Below are 21,416 nucleotides of genomic sequence, written 5' to 3' on the forward strand. Positions count from 1 at the left end.
TCCGGCCCCACCGGGGTCACAGGGGCGGCTCCGCCCCACCGGGGTCACAGGGGCGGCTCCGCCCCACCGGGGTCACAGGGGCGGCTCCGGCCGCTCCTGGGGCCCGCGGCCCGACAGGACCTCCCCGTACGCCTGCATCAGGTCCGGCAGCCGGAGGGTGGCCAGGTCGTCCCGCGACGGCTCTCCCGCGAAGCCCGCCAGCCTCAGGTCTCGGTACGCGCAGCTCTTCTCGTACAGGGTCCGCAGGAAGCGGCCGTTGCCCAGCTCGTCGATCCAGCCCTGCTCCACCACGTGCGCGCTGATGCTGCGCAGCTCCTCCAGGGCCTCCTCGTCCCAGTGGTCCCCGTTGGCGTCGGCCAGCACCCCGCCGATCGCGGTCAGCTCCGGCGGCCGGTAGCTGGGGAAGTCCACCCGCGTGGTGAACCGGGACGACAGCCCCGGATTGGCCGCCAGCAGCCGGTCCATCCCGGCCGGATAGCCCGCCAGGATCACCACCAGGTGGTCCCGGTTGTCCTCGGCCCGCTTCAGCAGCACCTGCAGCGCCTCGTCACCGTACGCGTCACCCTTGCTGTAGCCCGTGTTCGACAGCGAGTACGCCTCGTCCACGAACAGCACCCCGCCGATCGCCGAATCGATCAGCTCGTTGGCCTTCACCGCGGTCTGGCCGAGGAACTCCCCCACCAGGTCGGCCCGCTGGGCCTCGACCAGATGGTCCCCGCCGAGCAGCCCCAGTGCGTAGAAGACCCGGCCCAGGATGCGGGCCACGGTGGTCTTGCCGGTGCCCGAGGGGCCGGAGAACACGAAGTGCCGTTTCGGCGGCTGCACCGGCAGCCCCTGACCCGCCCTCAGCCGCGCCATGTGCAGCTGCGCCGAGAGGGCCTTCACCTGCCGCTTGACGGGCTCCAGGCCCACCATCCGCTCCAGCTCCGCCAGCGCCTCGGCCAGCGCCGCCGGGTCGGACGGCCCCGCCGGCAGCCCCTCCGCCGAGCCCTGCGGCGGGACCGTCACCTTGCGCCGTACGCCCTCCGTCCGGCCCGGCGGGGGAGGGGGCGGACCCAGCGGGTCGGCGCCCGCCTGACCGTCCGCGGAGACGTCCTGCACGGGCCCGCCGCCCAGCGGGCCGCCCAGGGCCACCGCCGCGAAATCCCCGCCGACCGGCGACGGGCCGTGCCCCGCGTAGCCGCCGTACCCGGAGTACCCCGCGAGGCCCGCCAGATCGGCCATGCCGTCGGTGTCGTCGCCGTCCTCGATGGCCGTCAGCCGGGCCGCGGTGTCCATGAACGAGGGATCCACCCGGTGCACCGCCCGGTACAGCGGAAGCGCCGCCGCGCTGCGCCCCGTGCCCTCGTGCGCCCGGGCCAGCCAGTACCGCAGCTCCTTGCGCTGCGGCTGCTCGCTGCGGCAGCGCATCAGCGCCGCCGACAGCATCGGCTCCGCCTGCCCGTACATCTCCAGCCGGACCCGCGCCATCCCGCCGAACAGCCCCGCCTCGATCCCCAGCAGCGGATCGTTCACCAGCGGCTCGGTGTGCCGGACCAACTGCTCCCAGTCCTTGACCAGATAGGCCCGGCAGGCGTGCAGGAACCGCACCTGCGGATCGGTGTCCACCGGCGGCAGCGCGGCGAGGGCCTGGTCCAGCTCCGGCACGTGGCGGCCGTCCAGCCAGTGCGAGGCGTGGGCGAGCAGCAGGTCCCGCCGGTTCTCCAGCACCGGCTGCACCCACCAGCCCAGCCAGTACCAGGAGTTCAGCGTCCTGCGGTGCCGGCTCCGCTGCTCGCCGAATCGGTCCCTGTGCGCGTACATGCGTAAGAGGGCGTTGCCCGTGTCGACCCGGAGCGCGTGCAGGCCGAGCCACGCGTCGGCCATCGAGGGGTCGAGCCGCACGGCCGTCCGGAACTCCTCCTCGGCCTGCGGGTAAGCGCCCATGGTGCAGGCGTCGACCCCTCGCAGCCAGGCGAGTTCGGCCGGGGCGTGCATGCTGCCCGGCGTGCCGAAATCCATCACGTCCCCCACAAGCCTGCCCCGTGGTGCGCGGCAACCCCCGCTTCGAGCGCGCGAGTTGTTCCGGTGCCCCCGCCTGGCGTCGCTGAAATCAGGGCTGCATCGTACCTGCGCTTTCGCACCTTACGTAGGGTGCGGCGGGTCCGGTTCGGGTGGACACCCCGGCCGCCTGTGGTGACGCAAAGTGAACGTCCGGAGCCCGCGTGGCGCGCGCTGCACCCCTGCGGAGGGCGTTCGCGGGCAGAGCGAAGCCCCCGATCACGGGGGAACAATCGGGGGCTCCGTGTGCGCGGCGGCCGGTAAAGGCCCCGCATTGAGAACGTAAGGCCGCTGCGGGCCCCAGGTCAAGCGGGTCGGCGCAGGCCCGGCACGTGGAATTCCGGGGCCGTTCAGGCCCGGGGGAGTTCGTCACCGTCGGTGACGGAAGGGGGGGTTCCGGCCGTCACTCCGGTCCCGGAAGACCACTCGTATCCCGTACCGCTCTGGCGTACCAGGGTGCCGGCGAAGGGGCGCGAAGGGTCACTGGAGAAGTGCGCGTGCTCCGCGCGCTCCCACCCGTCCCAGAAGTCGGACAGTTCACGCCCGTCCCGGCCGCGGCCCCGCGTCCAGGACTCGGCGCGCGGGGTCTCCATCCACAGCAGCCGGGCCAGGTGCGGGCGCAGTGCCTGCCGCCCGGCGCCGACTCCCTCCACCAGGAGCACCGGCGCCGGCTCCAGCACCCGCTCCGGCCCGAAGCGGCGCTCCACCCAGTCGTACGGGGCCCAGTGCGCGGGCCGCCCGCCGGCCAGCGGCTCCAGTACCTGCACGCGCAGCCGCTCCTCCCAGCCGAACAGCTCCTCGTGGCTGGCCACGTCGTCCAAGTGCAGCACGGGCGCCCCGCCCAGCGCTGCGGCGAGCCGCCCCGCAAAGGTGCTCTTGCCGGATCCGGCGTGCCCGTCGATCCCGATCAGGCGCACCGGGCCGAGGGAGCACGGCAAAGCGGCGAGCTCCCGCGCGAGTGACTCAAGTGACTGGTGTGGCTCCACCCGACCAGCGTAGACAAGCCCGACACGACCCGTGGCTTGGGCCTTCGGCCGCCGGGAACCTGGAAGGGTGACACCACCAGAGCGCCGACGCACCCGGGGGACCACGCGATGACCGCACCCACGCCACGCAGGGCCGTACTCGTCGCCGCACTCGCGGTCGCCACCGCGGCCACCGCCGCCTCCGTCCCCGGCGGCGGCGCCCCGGCCGCCGCCGCCCCCGCCCCCCGCGCGCAGGGCCGTACCGTCGACAACCGCTTCTGGTACGCGTACGGCCACTGGCTGGCCGGAACCCACCAGGGCACCACCGCCGTCGCCGGCACCCGCCCCGGCCTGCGGATCGGGACCGCCCTCGGCCGCACCGAATACGCCGACCCGCACACCGGCCGCAAGAGCACCTGGGAGTACGCCACCTGGACCTCCCCGGTGCACCGCTCCACGGTGCCCGCCACCGAGGCCGTCGCCTCCTGGAACGCCCACACCCCGGCCGGCACCTGGATCCAGGTCGAGCTGCGCGCCACCTACACCGACGGCGCCTCCGCCCCCTGGTACGTGATGGGCCGGTGGGCCTCCGGCGACGGCGACATCCGCCGCACCTCGGTGGACGGCCAGACCGACGGCCGCTCCACCGTCTGGACCGACACCCTGGCCCTCGACGCACCCGCCGCGGCGGACGGCCTGCGGATCTCCGGCTGGCAGCTGCGCCTGACCCTCCACCGCCTGCCGGGGGCCGCCGGCGGCCCCACCGTGTGGCTGGCGGGCGCGATGGCCTCCGACGTCCCCGACCGGTTCACCGTCCCCCCCTCCCACCCCTCCGGCACCGCCCACGAGCTGAAGGTCCCGCGCTACTCGCAGCAGACCCACATCGGGCGCTACCCCGAATACGACAACGGCGGCGAGGCCTGGTGCAGCCCCACCTCCTCCCAGATGGTCATCGAGCACTTCGGCCGCAAGGCCGACCCCGCCGCCCTGGCCTGGGTGAACCCCACGTACTCCGACCCGCAGGTCTGCCACGCGGCCCGCTCCACCTACGACGCCGCCTACAGGGGCTGCGGCAACTGGTCCTTCAACGCCGCCTACGCCGCCACCTACAGCGGCCTGGCCGGAGTCGTCACCCGCCTCGCCTCGATGACCGACCTGGAGACCGTGGTGCGGGCCGGCATCCCCGCGATCACCTCCACGTCCTTCCGCGCGGACGAGCTCACGGGCGCGGGCTACGGCACGGCCGGCCACCTCATGGCCGTCGTCGGCTTCACCGCCACCGGGGACGTGGTCGTCAACGACCCCCACGCACACGACAACCCCTCCGTCCGCCGCGTCTACCGGCGCGCCGAGTGGGAGAACGTCTGGCTGCGCACCAAGCGCACGGCCGCCGCCGGGAAGGTGGCCTCCGGCAGCGGCGGGGTCTGCTACCTCTACGCCCCCGCCCTCCCGGCCCCGGCCCAGATCCTCGCCCTGCGGACGGTGGGCGTGCTGTGAGGAAGCGGCGAAACGCCCGTTGATTCGCTCGCCCGGATAAGCGGAACATAATGGGGTAAATGGCACATAAAAGCTTCTCAATAGGAGGCGGCCCGCCATGACCACCCATCCCAGCATCGAGCACCACCCCGACCTCGCCGAGATGCGCACCCGGTTCGAGCGGGTGACCAGCACTCCCCGCGCGCAGGCCGTCGAGGCGCTGGCCCTGATAACCGGCCTGTACCTGGCCGCCTCGCCGTGGATCGCAGGATTCAGCGTCCTGACTCCGCTGGCGATCAACAACCTGATCGTCGGCCTGGCGTTCTGCCTGTGCATGGGCGGCCTGGGATCCGCCTACGAGCGCACCCACGCCATGGCCTGGACGGCGGTCGTCCTGGGCGCCTGGACGATCATCGCGCCCTGGGCCATCGCCGGTGAGATGGACGTGACGCGCTCCGTGGTCAGCAACGTGATCACAGGCTGCGTCGCACTCTGCCTCGGCCTCGCGATGGCGGCCATGGCCGGCCGCAGCCGCGACACCCGGGCCTGACACGGCAGGCGGCGCCGGACGAAACCGCCGCCGGGCCCCGACCGCACCGCGCACCCGCCGGGCGGCCGGGGCCCGGCTGCGTGACGTGCGCCACCAGTGACCCACGTCTCTACCGCGAATGCCGCGAACGCTGGCACATTGGACACCATGACTGCCGACACCGCCGCCCCGACCGCCTCCGCACCCGCCGGGAACCTCGTTCGCACCGGGGGCCCCAAGGAGGACTCCGCCTGGCTGGAGCACGTCCTCGGCTGGACCCTCGTGGTCGTCGTCGCCATGTTCGTCACCCAGGTGGGCTGGGTCTGACGCCTGCGCGGTATCGTCGGGCATCCTGTGGCAGTTCGAGGCTGGGGCCGGACGTGAACAGCAGTCAACAGCGCGCGACGACCGGACGTTCACAGGCACGCAGGGCCGAACTCATCGCCATCGGCCGCAGGTTGTTCGCAGACACCCCGTACGACGCGCTCTCCATGGACGACATCGCCAAGCACGCGGGCGTCGCCAAAGGGCTGGTCTACTACTACTTCAAGAGCAAGCGCGGGTACTACCTCGCCATCGTCGAGGACTCCGTCGCCGGGCTCGTCGCCCGCGCCGGCGACGACACCGGCCTCCCCAGGGCCGAGCGCGTCCGCCGCACCATCGACGGCTACCTCCACTACGCCGAGCACCACCAGGCCGCCTACCGCACCATCGTCACCGGAGGCGTCGGCTCTGACGCCGAGGTGCTCGCCATCCGCGACGCCGTACGCGAGGAACTGGTCGCCGCGATCGCCGAAGGCGCGTACGGACGCCGCGACCTCCCCCCGATCGCCCGCCTCGCCCTCGTGGGCTGGCTCTCCGCGGTAGAAGGGACCACCCTGGAATGGATCGGCGGGCCGAGCGACCCGGACCGGCCCGGACGCGCCCGGCTCGGCGCCCTGCTGGTACGCCAGCTGCGCGCGACATTGGCGGTGATCGAGGAGTTCGCCCCGGAGTGTCCGGCACCTCCCCCTGCCGAAGAGGCGTTCGAACCGGCTGATGATCTTGCCCCGGTGACGGGAAGCCCCTGATCGGGCATACTCAAGCCGCCGCAGCCGCTGAACAGCCTCTTCCGTGACCCGGGAGGGCAGCATCGGCTGTACAGAGCCCGAGACCCGGCGGCGCGTCCCACACCTCGCGCGTCGCCGCCGTGCCCGAGATGGAGGAGAGCGCCGCCATGACCGACCGCGCCCCGCAGCCGGTGGACCGACAGCTGCCCACCGAGGAGTCCCGCGACCTCCTCGCCCTCGTACGTGAGATCGCCCAGCGCGAGATCCGCCCCCGGGCCGCCGAGGAGGAGGACACCGGCCGGTTCCCGCGGGAGGTCTTCACGCTGCTCTCCGAGGCCGGACTGCTCGGCCTCCCGTACCCCGGCGAGTACGGCGGCGGCGAGCAGCCCTACGAGGTCTACCTCCAGGTCCTGGAAGAGCTGGCCGCGGCCCGCCTGACCGTCGGCCTCGGCGTCAGCGTGCACTCCCTGGCCTGCCACGGTCTCGCCGGCTACGGCACCAAGGAGCAGCAGGCCGCGCACCTGCCCGCGATGCTCGGCGGCGGTCTGCTGGGCGCCTACTGCCTCTCCGAGCCGGCCGCCGGCTCCGACGCCGCCTCGCTCACCACCAAGGCGGTCCGCGACGGCGACGACTGGATCATCACCGGCACCAAGGCCTGGATCACCCACGGCGGGGTCGCCGACTTCTACACCGTCCTCGCCCGGACCGGCGTCGAGGGCCCCAAGGGCATCACCGCCTTCCTGGTCCCCGGGGACGCGGCCGGCCTCACCGCGGCCGTGCCCGAGAAGAAGATGGGCATGAAGGGCTCGCCCACTGCCCAGCTGCACTTCGACGGCGTACGCGTACCCGACTCCCGCCGCATCGGCGAGGAGGGGCAGGGCTTCTCCATCGCCCTGGCCGCGCTCGACGCGGGACGGCTGGGCATCGCCGCCTGCGCCATCGGCGTCGCCCAGGCGGCACTGGACGAGGCGCTCACGTACGCACTGGACCGCAAGCAGTTCGGGCACCCCATCGCGGACTTCCAGGGGCTGCGGTTCATGCTGGCCGACATGGCCACCAAGATCGAGGCGGGCCGGGCGCTGTACCTCGCGGCGGCGCGGCTGCGGGACGCGGGCAAGCCGTTCTCCCGGCAGGCGGCCATGGCCAAGCTGTTCTGCACGGACGCGGCGATGGCCGTCACCACGGACGCGGTGCAGATCCTCGGCGGCTACGGCTACACCGCGGACTTCCCCGTCGAGCGCCTGATGCGCGAGGCGAAGGTGCTCCAGATCGTCGAGGGCACCAACCAGATCCAGCGCATGGTCATCGCCCGCCACCTGGCCGGACCCGAGACGCGCTGACGCGGTCCGCCGCCGGACCGGTCAGTACAGCCCGCTGCTGGTGGAGGGCCAGACCGGGGAGGACGTGAGCCGGGACCACTCCGGGTCCCGCCGGCCGGGCAGGGTGCGGCCGGCGTCCGCCCATCGGGCCAGCAGGTCCCGGTAGATCGGCGGATCGGGCGCCTGCTGCTCGCGCAGCGGCTCACGCTGAAGCGGGCGCTGAACCGATTCTTCGAAATGCGGGGGCATCGGACGGCGCCTTCGGCCCGTTGAAGACTGAAGCGTGCTCATGCACGGCCAACGCGTGACCGGAGCCACGGGTAATCGCCCGGGGCCTACGCGTATCCGTTCGAGGGGTCCCCGGGGTGCGGCGCGGGCACGCTACGGATGCCGCGCACTCGGGGCCTCCACCCCCGCGGCCCCACCGCCCCGGGTCGGCGGTTGCCCACCCACCTCCCGGCGCGGGGTGGTGCGGGGGAGCGGGAGCCGCTCGGGCGGTGTCAGGGATGTGCTGGGGGTTTCCCGTCAGTCCCATGGTCTCTCCGTGTCGGGCCGGCCCGTCAAGGGCGCTCCTTCGTCGCGTCGCTTCGTGATGTCGCTGCGCTCCACCCTTGACCGACCGTCCCGCCCCGGAAATACGAGGACAGCCGGGAAGCCCCCAGGGGAACGGGCCCTGACCAGTTTTCAGGGACGGGGCGTCGGATGCGTCCGGGCGGAGCCCGGGGCGCATCCAATCTCTACGCGCTCCTGCCTGACGGCGTCCGCGAGCCCCGTGGGCTGGGCATAGGCCGCCACCAATCGCTACGCGCTCCTGCGAGACGGCGCCTGCGAGCCCCTTGGGCTGGGCATAGGCCGCCATCGATGGCAAGGCGCTTGTCGATCAGGCGTCTGCGATCCGTCTGGGGCTGGTCGCGGGCCGCAGAAGCCTTCTTCCACTCTTCACGGGCGGCGTCTGAGGGCTGTATGGGGTGGAAAAGCGTCAGATGACGGCTGGAGCGATGCCAATCCAGGTCTGGGTGAGTGCGCGCGTCAAAGAGCCGTCAATTCGCCCCAATTGCCCCTGTCTGTACTGGCGGGTGGGATCTCATGGTGGTGTTGATGGGGGTTGGGTTCGGCTGGGCCGATGGATCGCCCTTCCGCCCCTCGATATCGCCCCTATCAGCCCCAGATGCGGGCGAGACGCGGTCGTCGGGGAGCGCGTAGCGATCGATGGCGGCCCATGCCCAGCCCAAGGGGCTCGCAGACGCCGTCCGCCAGGAGCGCGTAGCGATCGATGGCGGCTTATGCCCAGCCTGCGGGGCTCGCAGGCGCCGTCCGCCAGGAGCGCGTAGCGATTTGGGGCGGCTTATGCCCAGCCCACGGGGCTCGCGGACGCCGTCGTCGAGGAGCGCGTAGCGATTTGACGCGCACCGGGCTCTGCCCGCGCATCGCTGGCCGCCCCGTCTCTTGCTCGATCCCCCGGCCCGTTCCTTTGGGGGTTTCCCGGCTGTCCTCGTATGTCCGTGGCGGGACGGTCGGTCAAGGGTGGAGCGCAGCGACATCGCGAAGCGACGCGAGGAACGAGCGCCCTTGAGGGACCGTCCCGCCACGGAGAGACGATGGGACTGACGGGAAACCCCCAGGGCTTCTCTGATCCCGCTCAGGGCGGACGCCGCCCTGCAGGGCCGCCGTCGCGCTTTTCGTTCCCGTCCGAGCGTCTGCCGCCTCCTCGAATCGCCCCCGCGACTTCCGCCCCGTCCGAGCGTCTGCCGCCTCCTCGAATCGCCCCCGCGACTTCCGCCCCGTCCGAGCGTCTCCCGCCTCCCGGAACCGCCCCCGTGCCTCCCGCCCCCACCCCAGCGTCTCCGCCCCCGAAGCCCCCACCCCAGCGTCTCCGCCCCCGAAGCCCCCGCCCCGCCCCGCCCCCGCCCCCGCCGCCCCGCCACTACGTGCCCTGCTGTCAGACCGTGCCAGAAGGCTGGCCCTGGTGGGCGTTTCTGACGTACCGTCATATGCGCCCAGGCCGCCCCCGATGTCAGCCGCCCCGGAGGTCCGTCATGCCCGCAGACCGGCCCGTCGCACTCGACGAGTACCCCATCCACCAGGCCCCCTTGTCGATGAAGCACCTCGTGAGCGGCGACCGGAACGCCTACGACCGGTGCATCTTCCACGTCTTCGACCACGCCGGCCGCGCGGTCCTGATCCTCGGCCTCGGCGTCTACCCCAACGCCGGCGTCATCGACGCCTACGCCACCCTCCGCATCGGCGACGAGCTCCTCGCGGTCAGGGCCTCCGACGCCCTCACCGACGACCGGATGAACCTCTCGGTGGGACCCCTGTCGATCGTCGTCGACGTGCCGCTCAAGCGGCTCACGCTGCGTTGTGCCCCCGACTCCGCTGACCCGCAGGGCCTCTCGTACGACATCACCTGGACCGCGGAGTTCCCCGCGGTGTGGGAGCCCCACCACATCCAGCGGCGCGGCGACCGCCTCATGCTGGAAGGGCGCCGCTTCGTCCAGGCCGGCAACGTCACCGGCACGATCCGCGCCAGGGGTGCGGAGCTCACCCTGACTGCGGGGGAGTGGACCGGTACGCGGGACCGGAGTTGGGGCGTACGGCCGATCCCCGGGGAGGAAGGGGGCCGGGCGGCCGAGGAGCACCGCCCCGACGGCTTCCACTGGCTCTGGATCCCGGTCCGGTTCGCGGACCGCTTCGTCATGGTCATCGCCCAGGAGGACGCCGACGGCCACCGCACCCTGAACGAGGCCGTGCAGGTCTTCCCCGAGGACAGCGGTCGCGCGGACGTCCAGCTCGGCTGGCCGCACACCGAGATCCGCTACCGCCCCGGCAGCCGGCACCCCGAGAGGGCCGTCGTCCACCTCACCGACCCGTCCCGCAAGCCCCTCGAACTGGGCGTGGAGATACTGAACTCCTCCCCGCTCGCCGTCGGCGCCGGCTACCCGCCCGCCGCCGACTGGCAGCACGGCACCTGGCAGGGCCGCGGCTGGAGCGACCGGCGGGTCTACGACCTCTCCCACCCCGCCGCCCACCCCGTGGCAGCCTTCGGGGTCACCGACCACTCGGCCCGCTTCACGCTCGACGGGCTGACCGGGCACGGCATCTTCGAGCACGGCAGCTTCGGCCGCCACGACCCGAGCGGCTTCGCGGACTACTCCTCCGTCGCCCCGTAAGCCCCCACAGGTCCAGGTCTGAGCAGGAGAAGGGGTACCCATGGCAACCGCACCACGTCCGCGCACCTCCACCCGAGAGCCCGAGGAGCTCGGCCGCCGTCTGGCCGCCTGGCTCGACGGCCGGCTCCCCGGGGCGAAGGTCGCCAACGTCTCCGTCCCCGGCTCGAACGGGATGTCCAGCGAGACCCTGCTCTTCGACATAGAGCACCCGGACACCCCGCTGCGCGCCTGCGCGCTGCGGCTCGCCGCGGACCCTGCGGCCTACACCGTCTTCCCGACGTACGACATGCCGCGCCAGCACCGCGTGATGAGCCTGGTCGCCGAGCACACGGACCTGCCCGTTCCGCGCGTGCAGTGGCTGGAGGAGGACCCCGGGCCGCTGGGGGCGCCGTTCTTCGTGATGGCCCGCGCGGAGGGCCGGGTCCCGCCCGACGTCATGCCCTACACCTACGAGGGCAATTGGCTGCACGCGGCGACGGACGCCGAACGCGGTGCGCTCCAGGAGGCGAGCATCTCGCTGCTGGCCCGGCTGCATGACCAGTTCCCCGCCAAGGAGGCCGAGTTCCTGCTGCCCGACGGCGAGGGCAGCCCGCTGCGCCGGCACGTGGACGCCCAACGCGCCTATTACGCCTGGGTGGTGGGTGGACTCGCGCCCTCCCCGCTCATCGAGCGGGCCTTCGCCCGCCTGGAGGAGCTGTGGCCGGCCGACGAGGGCCCCGCCGTCCTGAACTGGGGCGATGCCCGTATCGGCAACGTGGTCTACGACGGCTTCACGCCGGTGGCGGTCCTGGACTGGGAGATGGCGGCGTACGCCCCGCGCGAGGTGGACCTCGGCTGGACGGTCTACCTCCACCGGTTCTTCCAGGACCTCACCGTGAGCTTCGGCCAGCCCGGCCTGCCGGACTTCCTGCGCCGCGACGACCTGGAGCGCCGTTACGCCGAACTGACCGGCCACACCCCGCGGGACATGGAGTTCCACACCCTCTACGCCGCCCTGCGGCACGCGATCGTGATGCTGCGCATCGCCTACCGGCAGGCCTACTTCGGCGAGGTCGAGGTGCCGGGGGATCCGGACGGCCTGATCCTGCACCACGCCAGTCTGGCCGCCATGGTGCAGGGAACGTACTGGTAGGCGAGCAGGGGCAGCGGCGGCGGACGGGCGGCACGAGAACCGGCGGCGCGCCCGGGCGGCTCGGGTCCTCGGTGCTCAGGCCGCCTGGGCGTGCTGCTGACGCGTCTGCGCCTGCGGCTGCGGCAGCACCGGACGCACGACGCGGATCGGGCACGAGCCCGGCCCGCCGACGTGCGAGAACGGCTGCGTCCGCCAGTCCAGGCCCTGGGGCAGGGCGGGAACGGTGAAGGAGTCGAGCTCCTGCGCCTCGGCCGGCTGGGGCGCGCCGACGGAGGGGAGGGCGTCGGTGGCGGGCCGGCCGGTGCCGGCGCACACGGTGAGCCCGAAGGGGTTCCACGGGGTCAGGCAGAGCGCGTGCTGCGGCAGGTACTCCTCGTCCGCGACGAGGGCGATCGACTGGCCGCAGTCGGGGCAGATCGCGTGGTGGATCTCGAACCCCCCGCCGTCGTCGAGGTATTCGCCGTCGGCGGGATAGGCGTCGTCCCCGGAGTCGAGCGGTTCGAGAGGCTCCGGTTCGGTGCGACCGGCGCGCTTGGTGTTCAGCATGGATGTACTCCCCCTTGGGTGGGCCGGGCGGGCTGGTACTTCGGCCTCGGCCACAGCAACCATTTCCCGTCGAGCGTCACGAGTAACCACAACAGACCAGCCTCCACCTGCATACCCCTGTGGCCTTGGTCACATGCCCGGCGCAGATGCCTCCAGTGGGCGGACAGCACTGGGCCTGGGGTGCCTTTGGCCGTAAGTTGAGCGGCTATGAGCGCAATGGAGGAGCTGGACCGCCAGATCGTGGATCTGCTCGTGCGGGACGGGCGGATGAGCTATACGGATCTGGGCAAGGCCACGGGACTGTCCACGTCGGCAGTCCATCAGCGGGTACGCCGTCTGGAGCAGCGCGGGGTGATCCGCGGCTACGCGGCCGTGGTCGACCCGGAGGCCGTCGGCCTGCCGCTGACCGCGTTCATCTCGGTCAAGCCCTTCGACCCGAGCGCCCCGGACGACATCGCCGACCGGCTGTCCGGCGTGCCGGAGATCGAGGCCTGCCACAGCGTCGCGGGCGACGAGAACTACATCCTCAAGGTGCGCGTCGCCACCCCGCTGGAGTTGGAGGACCTCCTGGGCCGGCTGCGCGCCCTCGCCCACGTCGCGACCCGGACGACCGTGGTCCTCTCCACCCCCTATGAGGCGCGCCCGCCCCGCGTGTGACCCCCGAAGGGGTACCCGGCGGTCGGGAAGGGCGGGGCGACGCGGGACACTGGTCGGCATGACTGACCGCACCGCCCCCTCCGCCGAAGCCGCCGGAGCGCCGACCAGGACCGTCCTCCTCCGCGGGGGCGAGGTACACAGCCCCGCCGACCCCTTCGCCACGGCGATGGTCGTCGAACGCGGCCACATCGCCTGGGTCGGTTCCGAAGGCGCGGCCGACGCCTTCGCGCAGGGCGTCGACGAGGTCGTCGACCTCGGCGGCGCGCTCGTCACGCCTGCCTTCACCGACGCCCACGTCCACACGACCTCCGCGGGTCTGGCCCTGACCGGGCTGGACCTCACCGGAGCGGGCTCGCTGGCCGCCGCGCTGGACCTGGTACGGGCGTACGCCGTGAGCCGGCCCGGCGACCGGGTGCTCCTCGGGCACGGCTGGGACGCCGCCCGCTGGCCCGAACGCCGTGCGCCGCGCCGCGCCGAGCTGGACGAGGCCGCCGGCGGCCGTCCCCTCTACCTCAGCCGTATCGACGTCCACTCGGCCGTGGTCACCACCGCCCTGCTCGACCTCGTCCCCGGGGTGCGCCCCGAAGGGGACCGGCCTCTGACCGCCGACGACCACCACGCCGTACGGCGGGCCGCGCTCGCCGCGGTCACCCCTGCCCAGCGCGCCGAGGCGCAGCGGGCCGCGCTGGACCGGGCGGCCTCCCTCGGTATCGGCTCCCTGCACGAGTGCGGCGGGCCGGACATCTCCTCCGCCGAGGACTTCACGGGCCTGCTCGCCCTGGCGGCGGAGCGGCCCGGGCCGCGCGTGTTCGGGTACTGGGCCGACCGGGACCTGGACCTGGTCCGGGAGCTGGGGGCCGTCGGGGCGGCGGGCGACCTGTTCGTGGACGGCGCCCTCGGTTCGCACACCGCCTGCCTGCACGCCCCGTACGCCGACGCCTCGCACACCGGTACGGAGTACCTGGACGCGGTCGCCGTCGCCGAGCACGTGGCGGCCTGCACCGAGGAGGGGTTGCAGGCGGGCTTCCACGCCATCGGTGACGCGGCGGTCACCGCGGTGGTGGAGGGGGTCCGGGCGGCCGCCGAGAAGGTCGGCCTGGCCCGGGTCCGCGCGGCCCGGCACCGCGTCGAGCACGCCGAGATGATGACCCCGGCCACCATCGCCGCCTTCGCGGAGCTGGGGCTCACCGCCTCGGTGCAGCCGGCGTTCGACGCGGCCTGGGGTGGCGAGGACGGCATGTACGCCGACCGGCTCGGGGCCGAGCGCGCCCGCACCCTCAACCCGTACGCGGCCATGCTGAAGGCGGGGGTGCCTCTGGCCTTCGGTTCGGACGCGCCGGTGACCCCGCTCGACCCGTGGGGCACCGTGCGCGCGGCCGCCTTCCACCGGACTCCGGAGCACCGGGTGTCGGTGCGGGCCGCCTTCACCGCGCACACTCGGGGCGGCTGGCGGGCGCTGGGCCGCGACGACGCGGGGATCCTCGTCCCCGGCGCCCCGGCCGACTACGCGGTCTGGCAGACCGGCGAACTGGTCGTCCAGGCACCGGACGACCGGGTCGCCCGCTGGTCCACCGATCCCCGCTCGGGCACCCCCGGACTGCCCGATCTGACCCCCGGGTCCGAACTGCCGGTGTGCCTCGCCACCGTCGTCGGCGGGCGGGAGGTATTCGTACGCCCACAGGGGTGATCCGGTCGGCCTCGGTTCGGTACGGGCCCTCGGACCCGGATAGGTTCGGCCGGGTCCACCACAGGACGTCGTGCCGGACGGATCCGTCTGCTCAGCGCGCCCGCGCCTCGGGGGCGAGGGAAGGTTTCGCCGGGCGGCGGGTGGCCCCAGGTCGGGGTCCGGCGGTCCAGTAGACAACGGTCACGGCGGCCCGCATCCAGCGGGAGTCTGATCGGCCCGAAGGACCGCGGGCCCCGATCACCCGACGGGGCGCCGCAGGGGAGGCCCACCGGCACCGCACCGCCGGGGCGGGCCGCGGCCGATGTTCTAAAGTCATCCTCTGCGACCAGACGTACAGGACGTGCCAAGAGCACAAAAGGGGACTCAGTGAGCGACGGCGGACAGCGGACCTACGGGCCGCTCGGTACAGCCTTGGTGATCATTCCGACCTACAACGAGGCGGAGAACATCGGGCTGATCGTCGGCCGCGTCCGGGCGGCGGTGCCCGAGGCCCACATCCTGGTCGCCGACGACAACAGCCCTGACGGCACCGGCAAGCTCGCCGACGAGCTCGCGGCCGGTGACGACCACGTGCACGTGCTGCACCGCAAGGGCAAGGAGGGGCTGGGCGCCGCCTACCTCGCGGGCTTCGTCTGGGGCCTGGAGGAGGGCTACGGCGTCATCGTCGAGATGGACGCCGACGGCTCCCACCAGCCCGAGGAGCTGCCCCGTCTGCTGACCGCACTGGCCGGCGCCGACTTGGTCCTGGGCTCCCGCTGGGTGCCGGGCGGCCGCGTCGTGAACTGGCCCAAGACGCGGGAGTTCCTCTCGCGCGGCGGTTCGACGTACTCCCGGCTGATGCTGGACGTCCCGATCCGCGACGTGACCGGCGGCTACCGCGCCTTCCGGCGCGAGACCCTGGAGGGCCTGGGCCTGGAGGAGGTGGCCTCGGCGGGCTACTGCTTCCAGGTGGACCTGGCCCGCAGGGCCGTGCGGAAGGGTTTCCGCGTGGTGGAGGTCCCCATCACGTTCGTCGAGCGCGAGTTCGGCGACAGCAAGATGAGCAAGGACATCGTCGTGGAGGCCCTGTGGCGGGTCACCCAGTGGGGCCTGAAGGCCCAGGCGGCCAAGCTGCTCGGCAAGGACAGCGGCAAGCGGAGCGGCACGGCCTGACCGGCCCGATCGAGCGGGCCCCCTGCGGGGGTGTCCCGCCGATCATGCCGGGCTCGCGGCGCGGATCCGGGCCCGACCGGCGGGACACCCCTTAGGGGGTGCCCCGTACCTCCGGCTGAGGACACTTTTATCCCGCCCCAGGCACACTGGGTGCTATGACGACCGGCACTGGATCCCTGCGAACGGGCACCCCGACGGCCCCCCGTCGGCGCTCGCCCGCCCGAACCTTCCTCCCCCTGGCCATCGCCGCCTGGCTGATCCTGGAGATCTGGCTGCTCGGCCTGGTCGCCGACGCGGCCGGCGGGCTGGCCGTGGCCGCACTGATCGCGGGCGGACTGGTGCTGGGCGCGGTGGTCATCAAGCGCGCCGGGCGCCGCGCCTTCAAGAACCTGACGGACACCTTCCAGCAGGCGCAGCAGGGTGTGCAGCCCACCCCCCAGCAGCCCGGCCGGGGCAACGGCCTGACCATGCTGGCCGGCCTGCTGCTGATGCTGCCGGGCCTGCTCTCCGACGTGGCGGGCCTGCTCCTGCTGCTCCCGCCCGTCCGGGCGTTGGTAGGCCGCAGGGCCTCGCGTTCTCTGGAGCGGAAGATGGCCGCGGGCCCCGCGGGTAGCTTCGGGGACGCCTTCCAGCAGGCCCGTATCCACTATCCCGACGGCAAGATCGTCCAGGGTGAGGTGGTCCGCGACGACGGGCCCGGTCCGCAGGCCGGCCCGGACACCACGTACCGCCCGCCTCTGGCGCCGTAGGCGCAGCGGCGCAGGGAGCAAGCCGAGGGGCCCCGCCACACGATGTGTGGCGGGGCCCCTCGGCTTGTGCGTTCGTCCGGCTGTCAGGCGGACTTGCGGCTGTCCCGCGGATGCACGGCAATGTTCATGGCGCCGGAGCGCAGGACCGCCAGCCTTTCGGCCAGCACTTCCTCCAGCTCCTCGCGAGTGCGTCGCTCCATGAGCATGTCCCAGTGCGTTCGCGCAGGCTTGCCCTTCTTCTCTTCGGGCCCGTCCCCGTCAACCAGGAGTGCCATGGCGCCGCACGCCTTGCACTCCCACTCCGGCGGAATCTCTGCCTCAACCGAGAACGGCATCTCAAATCGATGTCCGTTCTGGCATGCGTACTCCACCGCCTGGCGCGGGGCCAGATCGATGCCGCGGTCCGTCTCGTAGCTGGTAACCACGAGGCGCGTACCGCGGAGAGCTCGCTCACTCATGAATCGTGCCTCCCGGGCTTGTCGCCCACAGGACAGGTGTCGCTGTCGTCGTCATCCGGTCAACGTCCGGTCGGCGGTATAGATTCCCGCTCCGGGTCATGCGTCGCCCGTCGTACCGCCCCTTGTTGTACCCACCAGTGCCCGGTTTGTCACATCTGGCAGCAGATGTCACCCAACGTCTAGACTTCTTTAGCGCGCAGTAACGGTCCGCCTGGCAGGCCAAAGGCGTACACTACCGGCCCTTCGCTGCAACGTCTAAATCCGTTCGGAATTCGTTCGTGAATCCGGACCGGAAGCGGGTGTGCACCCGGTCTCAGATCCGCTCCGGTACAGGATTGCCCGCCGCCTCCACCGCGCGCCGCACCGGCACTCGCGCGAGCAGCAGGAACCCCAGTGCGAAGAAGGCCACCAGCGAGATGATCGCGTCCCGATAGCTTCCCGTCACCTGGTAGGTCAGGCCGAAGACGAGCGGACCCACCCAGCTCAGGCCGCGGTCGCTCATCTCGTACGCCGAGAAGTACTCGGCCTCCTTGCCCGCGGGCACCAGGTGCGAGAAGAGCGAGCGCGACAGCGCCTGGCTGCCGCCCAGCACCAGGCCGATCATGGCGGCGAGGACGAAGAACCACACCGGCGTCCGCGCCGGCAGGAAGTAGCCGACCGCGAGCGTCACCGCCCACGCGGCGAGTGAACCCATGATCGTCCGCTTGGCGCCGTAGATCCGGGCCAGCCGGCCCATGCCCAGCGCCCCACCGACCGCCAGGACCTGCACCAGCAGCACCGCCCCGATGAGCGTGGACTGCTCCAGCTCCAGCTCTTCCGAGCCGTAGATGGAGGCCTGGGAGATCACCGTCTGCACGCCGTCGTTGTAGATCAGGTACGCCAGCAGGAACGACAGGGTCAGCGGGTAGCGCCGCATGTCCTTGAAGGTGGCGATCAGCTGCCTCCAGCCGCTGACGGCAGGCGCCGCCCCGGGCTCCCGGACCACGGCCCGGTCCCGCAGCCGGCGCAGCGGGATCAGCGCGAAGGCGCCCCACCACAGGCCCGACGCCGCGAGGCAGATCCGCACCGCGGTCCCCTCGGAGACGCCGAAGGAGTCGTGCCCCAGGTAGAGGGCCAGGTCCGCGATCAGCATCACGGAGCCGGCGGTGTACCCGAAGGCCCAGCCGCGCGAGGACACGGTGTCCCGCTCGTCCGGGGTGGAGATCTGCGGCAGGTAGGCGTTGTAGAGCACCATCGACACGGACAGCGAGGCGTTCGCCACGACCAGCAGGAACCCGCCCAGCAGGTAGCGCTCGCCGCCCAGGAAGAACATCGCGGTCGTCGCCGCGGCCCCGGTGTACGCGGCCACCGCCAGCAGCGGCTTCTTGCGGCCGGTCCGGTCCGCGATCGCACCCGCGATCGGCATCAGCAGCACGGCCAGGATCACCGAGGCCGAGACCGAGTAGGCGAAGAAGGACCCGGCCCGCACGGGTATCCCCAGCGGGTGCACGAAGCCCTCGGCGTCCGCGGCGGCCTTGGCCACCGAGGTGAGGTAGGGCCCGAGGAACACCGTCAGTACGCTCGCCGAGTAGACCGAGACGGCGAAGTCGTAGAAGTACCAGCCGCGCTGCTCGCGCTTGCGCGAGGCCGCCGCCGAGGCCTTCTCGGCCGCGGTGGATCTGCCGTCCTCCGCCCCGGGTTCCGCTTCCTCGGTCCGGCTGCTGTTGTCCGCGCTCACTCGTCGTCCCCCCAGGTGGTCCCGTACCGCAACGGCCGCCGCGTCCGCCGCGACGGCCGGGAGCGGGTCAGGCCCAGGCGCCGCGCCGGTCCAGCACCGTGCGCAACAAGTCGATGTGGTCGGTCATGATGCCATCGACACCCAGGTCGAGGAGAGCCTCCATGCGTTCCGGTTCGTTCACGGTCCACACGTGGACCTGCAGGCCCCGCTCGTGCGCGGTCCGCACGAAGCGCCGGTCGACCACGCGGATGCCCGCCTGGGTCTCCGGTACCTGGGCCGCCACCGCGCCCACGCGCAGCGCCGCCGGGATCGCGTAGGAGCGCAGCCGCAGCCCGACCACCCCGCGCACGCCGTACGAGGTCGCCAGCCGCGGACCGGCGATCTTCTGCGCGCGGGCCACCCGGCTCTCCGAGAAGGAGCCCACGCAGACCCGGTCCCAGATCCCGGCCCGCGCGATCAGATTGACCAGCGGGTGCAACGCCGACTCCGCCTTGACGTCGATGTTCCAGCGGGCGTCCGGGAACTCCTCCAGCAGCTCCTCGAAGAGCGGCAGGGGCTCGGTGCCGCCCACCCGGGCCTCGCGGACCTGCTTCCAGGGCAGCTCGGCGATCCGGCCCCGGCCGTCGGTCACCCGGTCCAGCGTGGAGTCGTGGAAGGCGACGAGCTTGCCGTCGGCCGTGGCGTGCACATCGGTCTCGAAGTACCGGTAGCCCGCCGCGGCGGCCCGGCGGAACGCCGCGGCGGTGTTCTCCAGCCCGTCCGCGGCACCTCCCCGGTGCGCGAAGGGGATCGGAGCCGGGTGGTCCAGATACGGATGGCGAAGGCGTACGTGCGTCACGGCGGCAGTATCCCCCGTGACGGCGGGGACCGGTGGTACCCGAGGTGAACGGGATACGGCGGGCCCTGTACGGCCCTGGTGCAAGTGGACTGACTCGTGGCACGCTGTGCCCCGGACAGCAATCCAATCCAGGTCTCGGTCGAGGCCAATCGGACGAAAGTGGACCGCACGCCATGGCCGAATGGACCTCAGCGGTCGGTGCCGCACAGCTCGCCCGTCTCATCACCTCGCAGCAGGAGCGGACCGCCGTAGCCGGCGCCCGCAAGCCGCCCGCGTACCGCACCCTCGCCGACGGGATCCGGCTCCTCGTCCTTGAGGGCCGCATTCCGGTCGCCGCCCGGCTGCCCGCCGAGCGGGAACTCGCCGTCGCACTGTCGCTCAGCCGCACCACCGTTGCCGCCGCCTACGAGGCCCTGCGCGGGGAGGGCTTCCTGGAATCCCGCCGGGGCGCGGGCAGCTGGACCTCCGTCCCCGCCGGTAACCCGCTGCCCGCCCGTGGCCTGGAGCCGCTGCCGCCGGAGTCCCTCGGCTCGATGATCGACCTCGGCTGCGCCGCCCTGCCCGCCCCCGAACCGTGGCTGACCAGGGCCGTCCAGGGCGCCTTGGAGGAACTGCCGCCGTACGCGCACACGCACGGGGACTACCCGGCGGGCCTGCCGGCGCTGCGCCGGATGCTCGCCGACCGCTACACCGAGCAGGGCATTCCCACCATGCCCGAGCAGATCATGGTGACCACCGGGGCGATGGGCGCCATCGACGCCATCTGCAGCCTGTTCGCCGGGCGCGGCGAGCGGATCGCCGTCGAGTCCCCCTCCTACGCCAACATCCTCCAGCTGATGCGCGCCGCCGGCGTCCGGCTCGTACCGGTGGCCATGGCCGACGGGCTGGCCGGCTGGGACATGGACGTCTGGCGCCAGGTCCTGCGGGACTCCGCCCCGCGCCTCGCCTATGTCGTCGCCGACTTCCACAACCCCACCGGAGCCCTCGCCTCCGAGGACCAGCGCCGCGCGATGGTCGAGGCCGCCCGCTCCGCGGGAACCGTCCTCGTCGCCGACGAGACCATGATCGAACTCCAGCTGGACCCGGACCTGGAGATGCCCCGCCCGGTCTGCTCCTTCGACCCGGCCGGCAGCACGGTGATCACCGTGGGCTCCGCCAGCAAGGCCTTCTGGGCGGGCATGCGGATCGGCTGGGTCCGGGCGGCCCCCGAGGTCATCCGCAGCCTGGTCGCGGCGCGCGCCTACGCCGACCTGGGCACCCCGGTGCTGGAACAGCTGGCCGTGAACTGGCTGATGCGGACCGGCGGCTGGCAGGAGGCGGTGCAGATTCGCAGGCAGCAGGCCCGCGAGAACCGCGACGCACTGGTCGCGGCCGTCCGGCGGGAGCTCCCGGACTGGGAGTTCGAGGTCCCCGCGGGCGGTCTGACGCTGTGGGCCCGCGCGGGCGGACTCTCCGGCTCCCGCCTGGCCGAGGTGGGCGAGCGGGTCGGCGTACGGGTCCCCTCGGGCCCGAGGTTCGGCGTGGACGGAGCCTTCGAGGGCTACGTCCGACTGCCCTTCACCGTGGGCGGCCCGGTGGCCGAGGAGGCCGCCACCCGCCTGGCAGCGGCAGCGAGCCTGGTAGGCAAGGGCGCGGGCGACAGCGGGACAGAACCCCCACGCACGTTCGTGGCGTGAGGCCGCGGGGCGGTGACCACAGGGCGGGGTGTCGTCGGGCCGGGCTTGGACGGCGGCAATGCGTGGGCGGGTGCCCTGAGGGCCGGGCACGGGGCGGGGTGCCGTCGGGACGGGCCTCGGACGGGTCGGCCATCCGCGCGAGGGTGCCTGAGGGTCGGGGACAGGGCGGGGTGTCGTCGGGCCGGGCTTGGACGGCGGCAATGCGTGGGCGGGTGCCCTGAGGGCCGGGCACGGGGCGGGGTGCCGTCGGGACGGG

At 72.8% G+C, this 21,416-nt stretch carries 19 protein-coding genes; 12 read left to right on the forward strand and 7 right to left on the reverse strand.

Annotated elements, in window-relative coordinates; translation table 11 throughout:
• Positions 1-72: 72 nt before the first annotated feature.
• Both AB0F82_RS19415 and AB0F82_RS19420 read right to left on the reverse strand, forming a co-directional pair.
• Positions 73-2,001, reverse strand: coding sequence for an AAA family ATPase (locus AB0F82_RS19415; protein ID WP_362629105.1), 1,929 nt, complete (start codon positions 1,999-2,001; stop codon positions 73-75).
• A 389-nt stretch (positions 2,002-2,390) separates the two neighbouring features.
• Positions 2,391-3,026, reverse strand: coding sequence for a uridine kinase family protein (locus tag AB0F82_RS19420; RefSeq protein WP_362629108.1), 636 nt, complete (start codon positions 3,024-3,026; stop codon positions 2,391-2,393).
• Between the two features lie 108 nt (positions 3,027-3,134).
• Between AB0F82_RS19420 and AB0F82_RS19425 the strand changes: the two genes are divergently transcribed.
• The 5 genes from AB0F82_RS19425 to AB0F82_RS19445 all read left to right on the forward strand — a co-directional run bounded on the left by AB0F82_RS19425 (position 3,135) and on the right by AB0F82_RS19445 (position 7,399).
• A complete protein-coding gene (locus AB0F82_RS19425) occupies positions 3,135-4,502 on the forward strand; it encodes a C39 family peptidase (RefSeq protein ID WP_362629111.1) in 1,368 nt (455 codons plus the stop codon).
• 97 nt (positions 4,503-4,599) lie between these two features.
• Positions 4,600-5,031, forward strand: coding sequence for an SPW repeat protein (locus AB0F82_RS19430; RefSeq protein ID WP_362629114.1), 432 nt, complete (start codon positions 4,600-4,602; stop codon positions 5,029-5,031).
• Positions 5,032-5,178: 147 nt separating this feature from the next.
• On the forward strand, positions 5,179-5,337 hold the full coding sequence (locus AB0F82_RS19435; RefSeq protein ID WP_362629117.1) for an SCO1431 family membrane protein: 159 nt from the start codon (positions 5,179-5,181) through the stop codon (positions 5,335-5,337).
• Positions 5,338-5,390: 53 nt separating this feature from the next.
• On the forward strand, positions 5,391-6,080 hold the full coding sequence (locus tag AB0F82_RS19440; protein WP_362629120.1) for a TetR/AcrR family transcriptional regulator: 690 nt from the start codon (positions 5,391-5,393) through the stop codon (positions 6,078-6,080).
• Positions 6,081-6,226: 146 nt separating this feature from the next.
• Entirely contained in the window at positions 6,227-7,399 is a 1,173-nt protein-coding gene (locus AB0F82_RS19445) for an acyl-CoA dehydrogenase (RefSeq protein ID WP_356815272.1), read from the forward strand.
• A gap of 21 nt (positions 7,400-7,420) precedes the next feature.
• On the opposite strand, the gene AB0F82_RS19450 is transcribed toward AB0F82_RS19445, so the two are convergent.
• Positions 7,421-7,627 carry a hypothetical protein gene (locus AB0F82_RS19450; RefSeq protein WP_051785519.1) on the reverse strand — a complete coding sequence of 69 codons (207 nt, stop codon included), beginning with the start codon at positions 7,625-7,627 and terminating at the stop codon, positions 7,421-7,423.
• A gap of 1,787 nt (positions 7,628-9,414) precedes the next feature.
• Between AB0F82_RS19450 and AB0F82_RS19455 the strand changes: the two genes are divergently transcribed.
• Positions 9,415-10,548 (forward strand): hypothetical protein, encoded by a 1,134-nt coding sequence (locus AB0F82_RS19455; RefSeq protein ID WP_362629124.1) that lies wholly within the window; start codon positions 9,415-9,417, stop codon positions 10,546-10,548.
• Positions 10,549-10,588: 40 nt separating this feature from the next.
• Positions 10,589-11,680 (forward strand): phosphotransferase family protein, encoded by a 1,092-nt coding sequence (locus AB0F82_RS19460; protein WP_362629127.1) that lies wholly within the window; start codon positions 10,589-10,591, stop codon positions 11,678-11,680.
• Between the two features lie 75 nt (positions 11,681-11,755).
• On the opposite strand, the gene AB0F82_RS19465 is transcribed toward AB0F82_RS19460, so the two are convergent.
• Positions 11,756-12,226 (reverse strand): hypothetical protein, encoded by a 471-nt coding sequence (locus AB0F82_RS19465; RefSeq protein ID WP_362629130.1) that lies wholly within the window; start codon positions 12,224-12,226, stop codon positions 11,756-11,758.
• Positions 12,227-12,442: 216 nt separating this feature from the next.
• Here AB0F82_RS19465 and AB0F82_RS19470 point away from each other — a divergent pair, with 216 nt between their 5' ends.
• The 4 genes from AB0F82_RS19470 to fxsA all read left to right on the forward strand — a co-directional run bounded on the left by AB0F82_RS19470 (position 12,443) and on the right by fxsA (position 16,471).
• A complete protein-coding gene (locus AB0F82_RS19470; RefSeq protein WP_030663734.1) occupies positions 12,443-12,883 on the forward strand; it encodes an Lrp/AsnC family transcriptional regulator in 441 nt (146 codons plus the stop codon).
• 58 nt (positions 12,884-12,941) lie between these two features.
• On the forward strand, positions 12,942-14,570 hold the full coding sequence (locus AB0F82_RS19475) for an amidohydrolase (protein WP_362629133.1): 1,629 nt from the start codon (positions 12,942-12,944) through the stop codon (positions 14,568-14,570).
• 366 nt (positions 14,571-14,936) lie between these two features.
• A complete protein-coding gene (locus tag AB0F82_RS19480) occupies positions 14,937-15,722 on the forward strand; it encodes a polyprenol monophosphomannose synthase (RefSeq protein WP_362629136.1) in 786 nt (261 codons plus the stop codon).
• A 155-nt stretch (positions 15,723-15,877) separates the two neighbouring features.
• The gene (fxsA, locus tag AB0F82_RS19485) at positions 15,878-16,471 is read left to right on the forward strand and encodes an FxsA family membrane protein (protein WP_362629139.1); all 594 of its coding nucleotides are present in this window, start codon (positions 15,878-15,880) and stop codon (positions 16,469-16,471) included.
• 83 nt (positions 16,472-16,554) lie between these two features.
• Here the strand turns inward: fxsA and AB0F82_RS19490 are convergent, their stop codons facing one another.
• The 3 genes from AB0F82_RS19490 to AB0F82_RS19500 all read right to left on the reverse strand — a co-directional run bounded on the left by AB0F82_RS19490 (position 16,555) and on the right by AB0F82_RS19500 (position 19,484).
• On the reverse strand, positions 16,555-16,929 hold the full coding sequence (locus AB0F82_RS19490; RefSeq protein WP_007262928.1) for an RNA polymerase-binding protein RbpA: 375 nt from the start codon (positions 16,927-16,929) through the stop codon (positions 16,555-16,557).
• Positions 16,930-17,242: 313 nt separating this feature from the next.
• Complete coding sequence (locus AB0F82_RS19495; RefSeq protein ID WP_362629143.1) at positions 17,243-18,646, reverse strand: MFS transporter; 1,404 nt, start codon at positions 18,644-18,646, stop codon at positions 17,243-17,245.
• Between the two features lie 67 nt (positions 18,647-18,713).
• Positions 18,714-19,484, reverse strand: coding sequence for a glycerophosphodiester phosphodiesterase family protein (locus tag AB0F82_RS19500; protein WP_356813520.1), 771 nt, complete (start codon positions 19,482-19,484; stop codon positions 18,714-18,716).
• Between the two features lie 173 nt (positions 19,485-19,657).
• Between AB0F82_RS19500 and AB0F82_RS19505 the strand changes: the two genes are divergently transcribed.
• Positions 19,658-21,160, forward strand: coding sequence for a PLP-dependent aminotransferase family protein (locus AB0F82_RS19505; RefSeq protein WP_362629146.1), 1,503 nt, complete (start codon positions 19,658-19,660; stop codon positions 21,158-21,160).
• Positions 21,161-21,416 lie beyond the last annotated feature (256 nt).

Source organism: Streptomyces virginiae, assembly GCF_040638905.1.
Classification (GTDB): domain Bacteria; phylum Actinomycetota; class Actinomycetes; order Streptomycetales; family Streptomycetaceae; genus Streptomyces; species Streptomyces virginiae_B.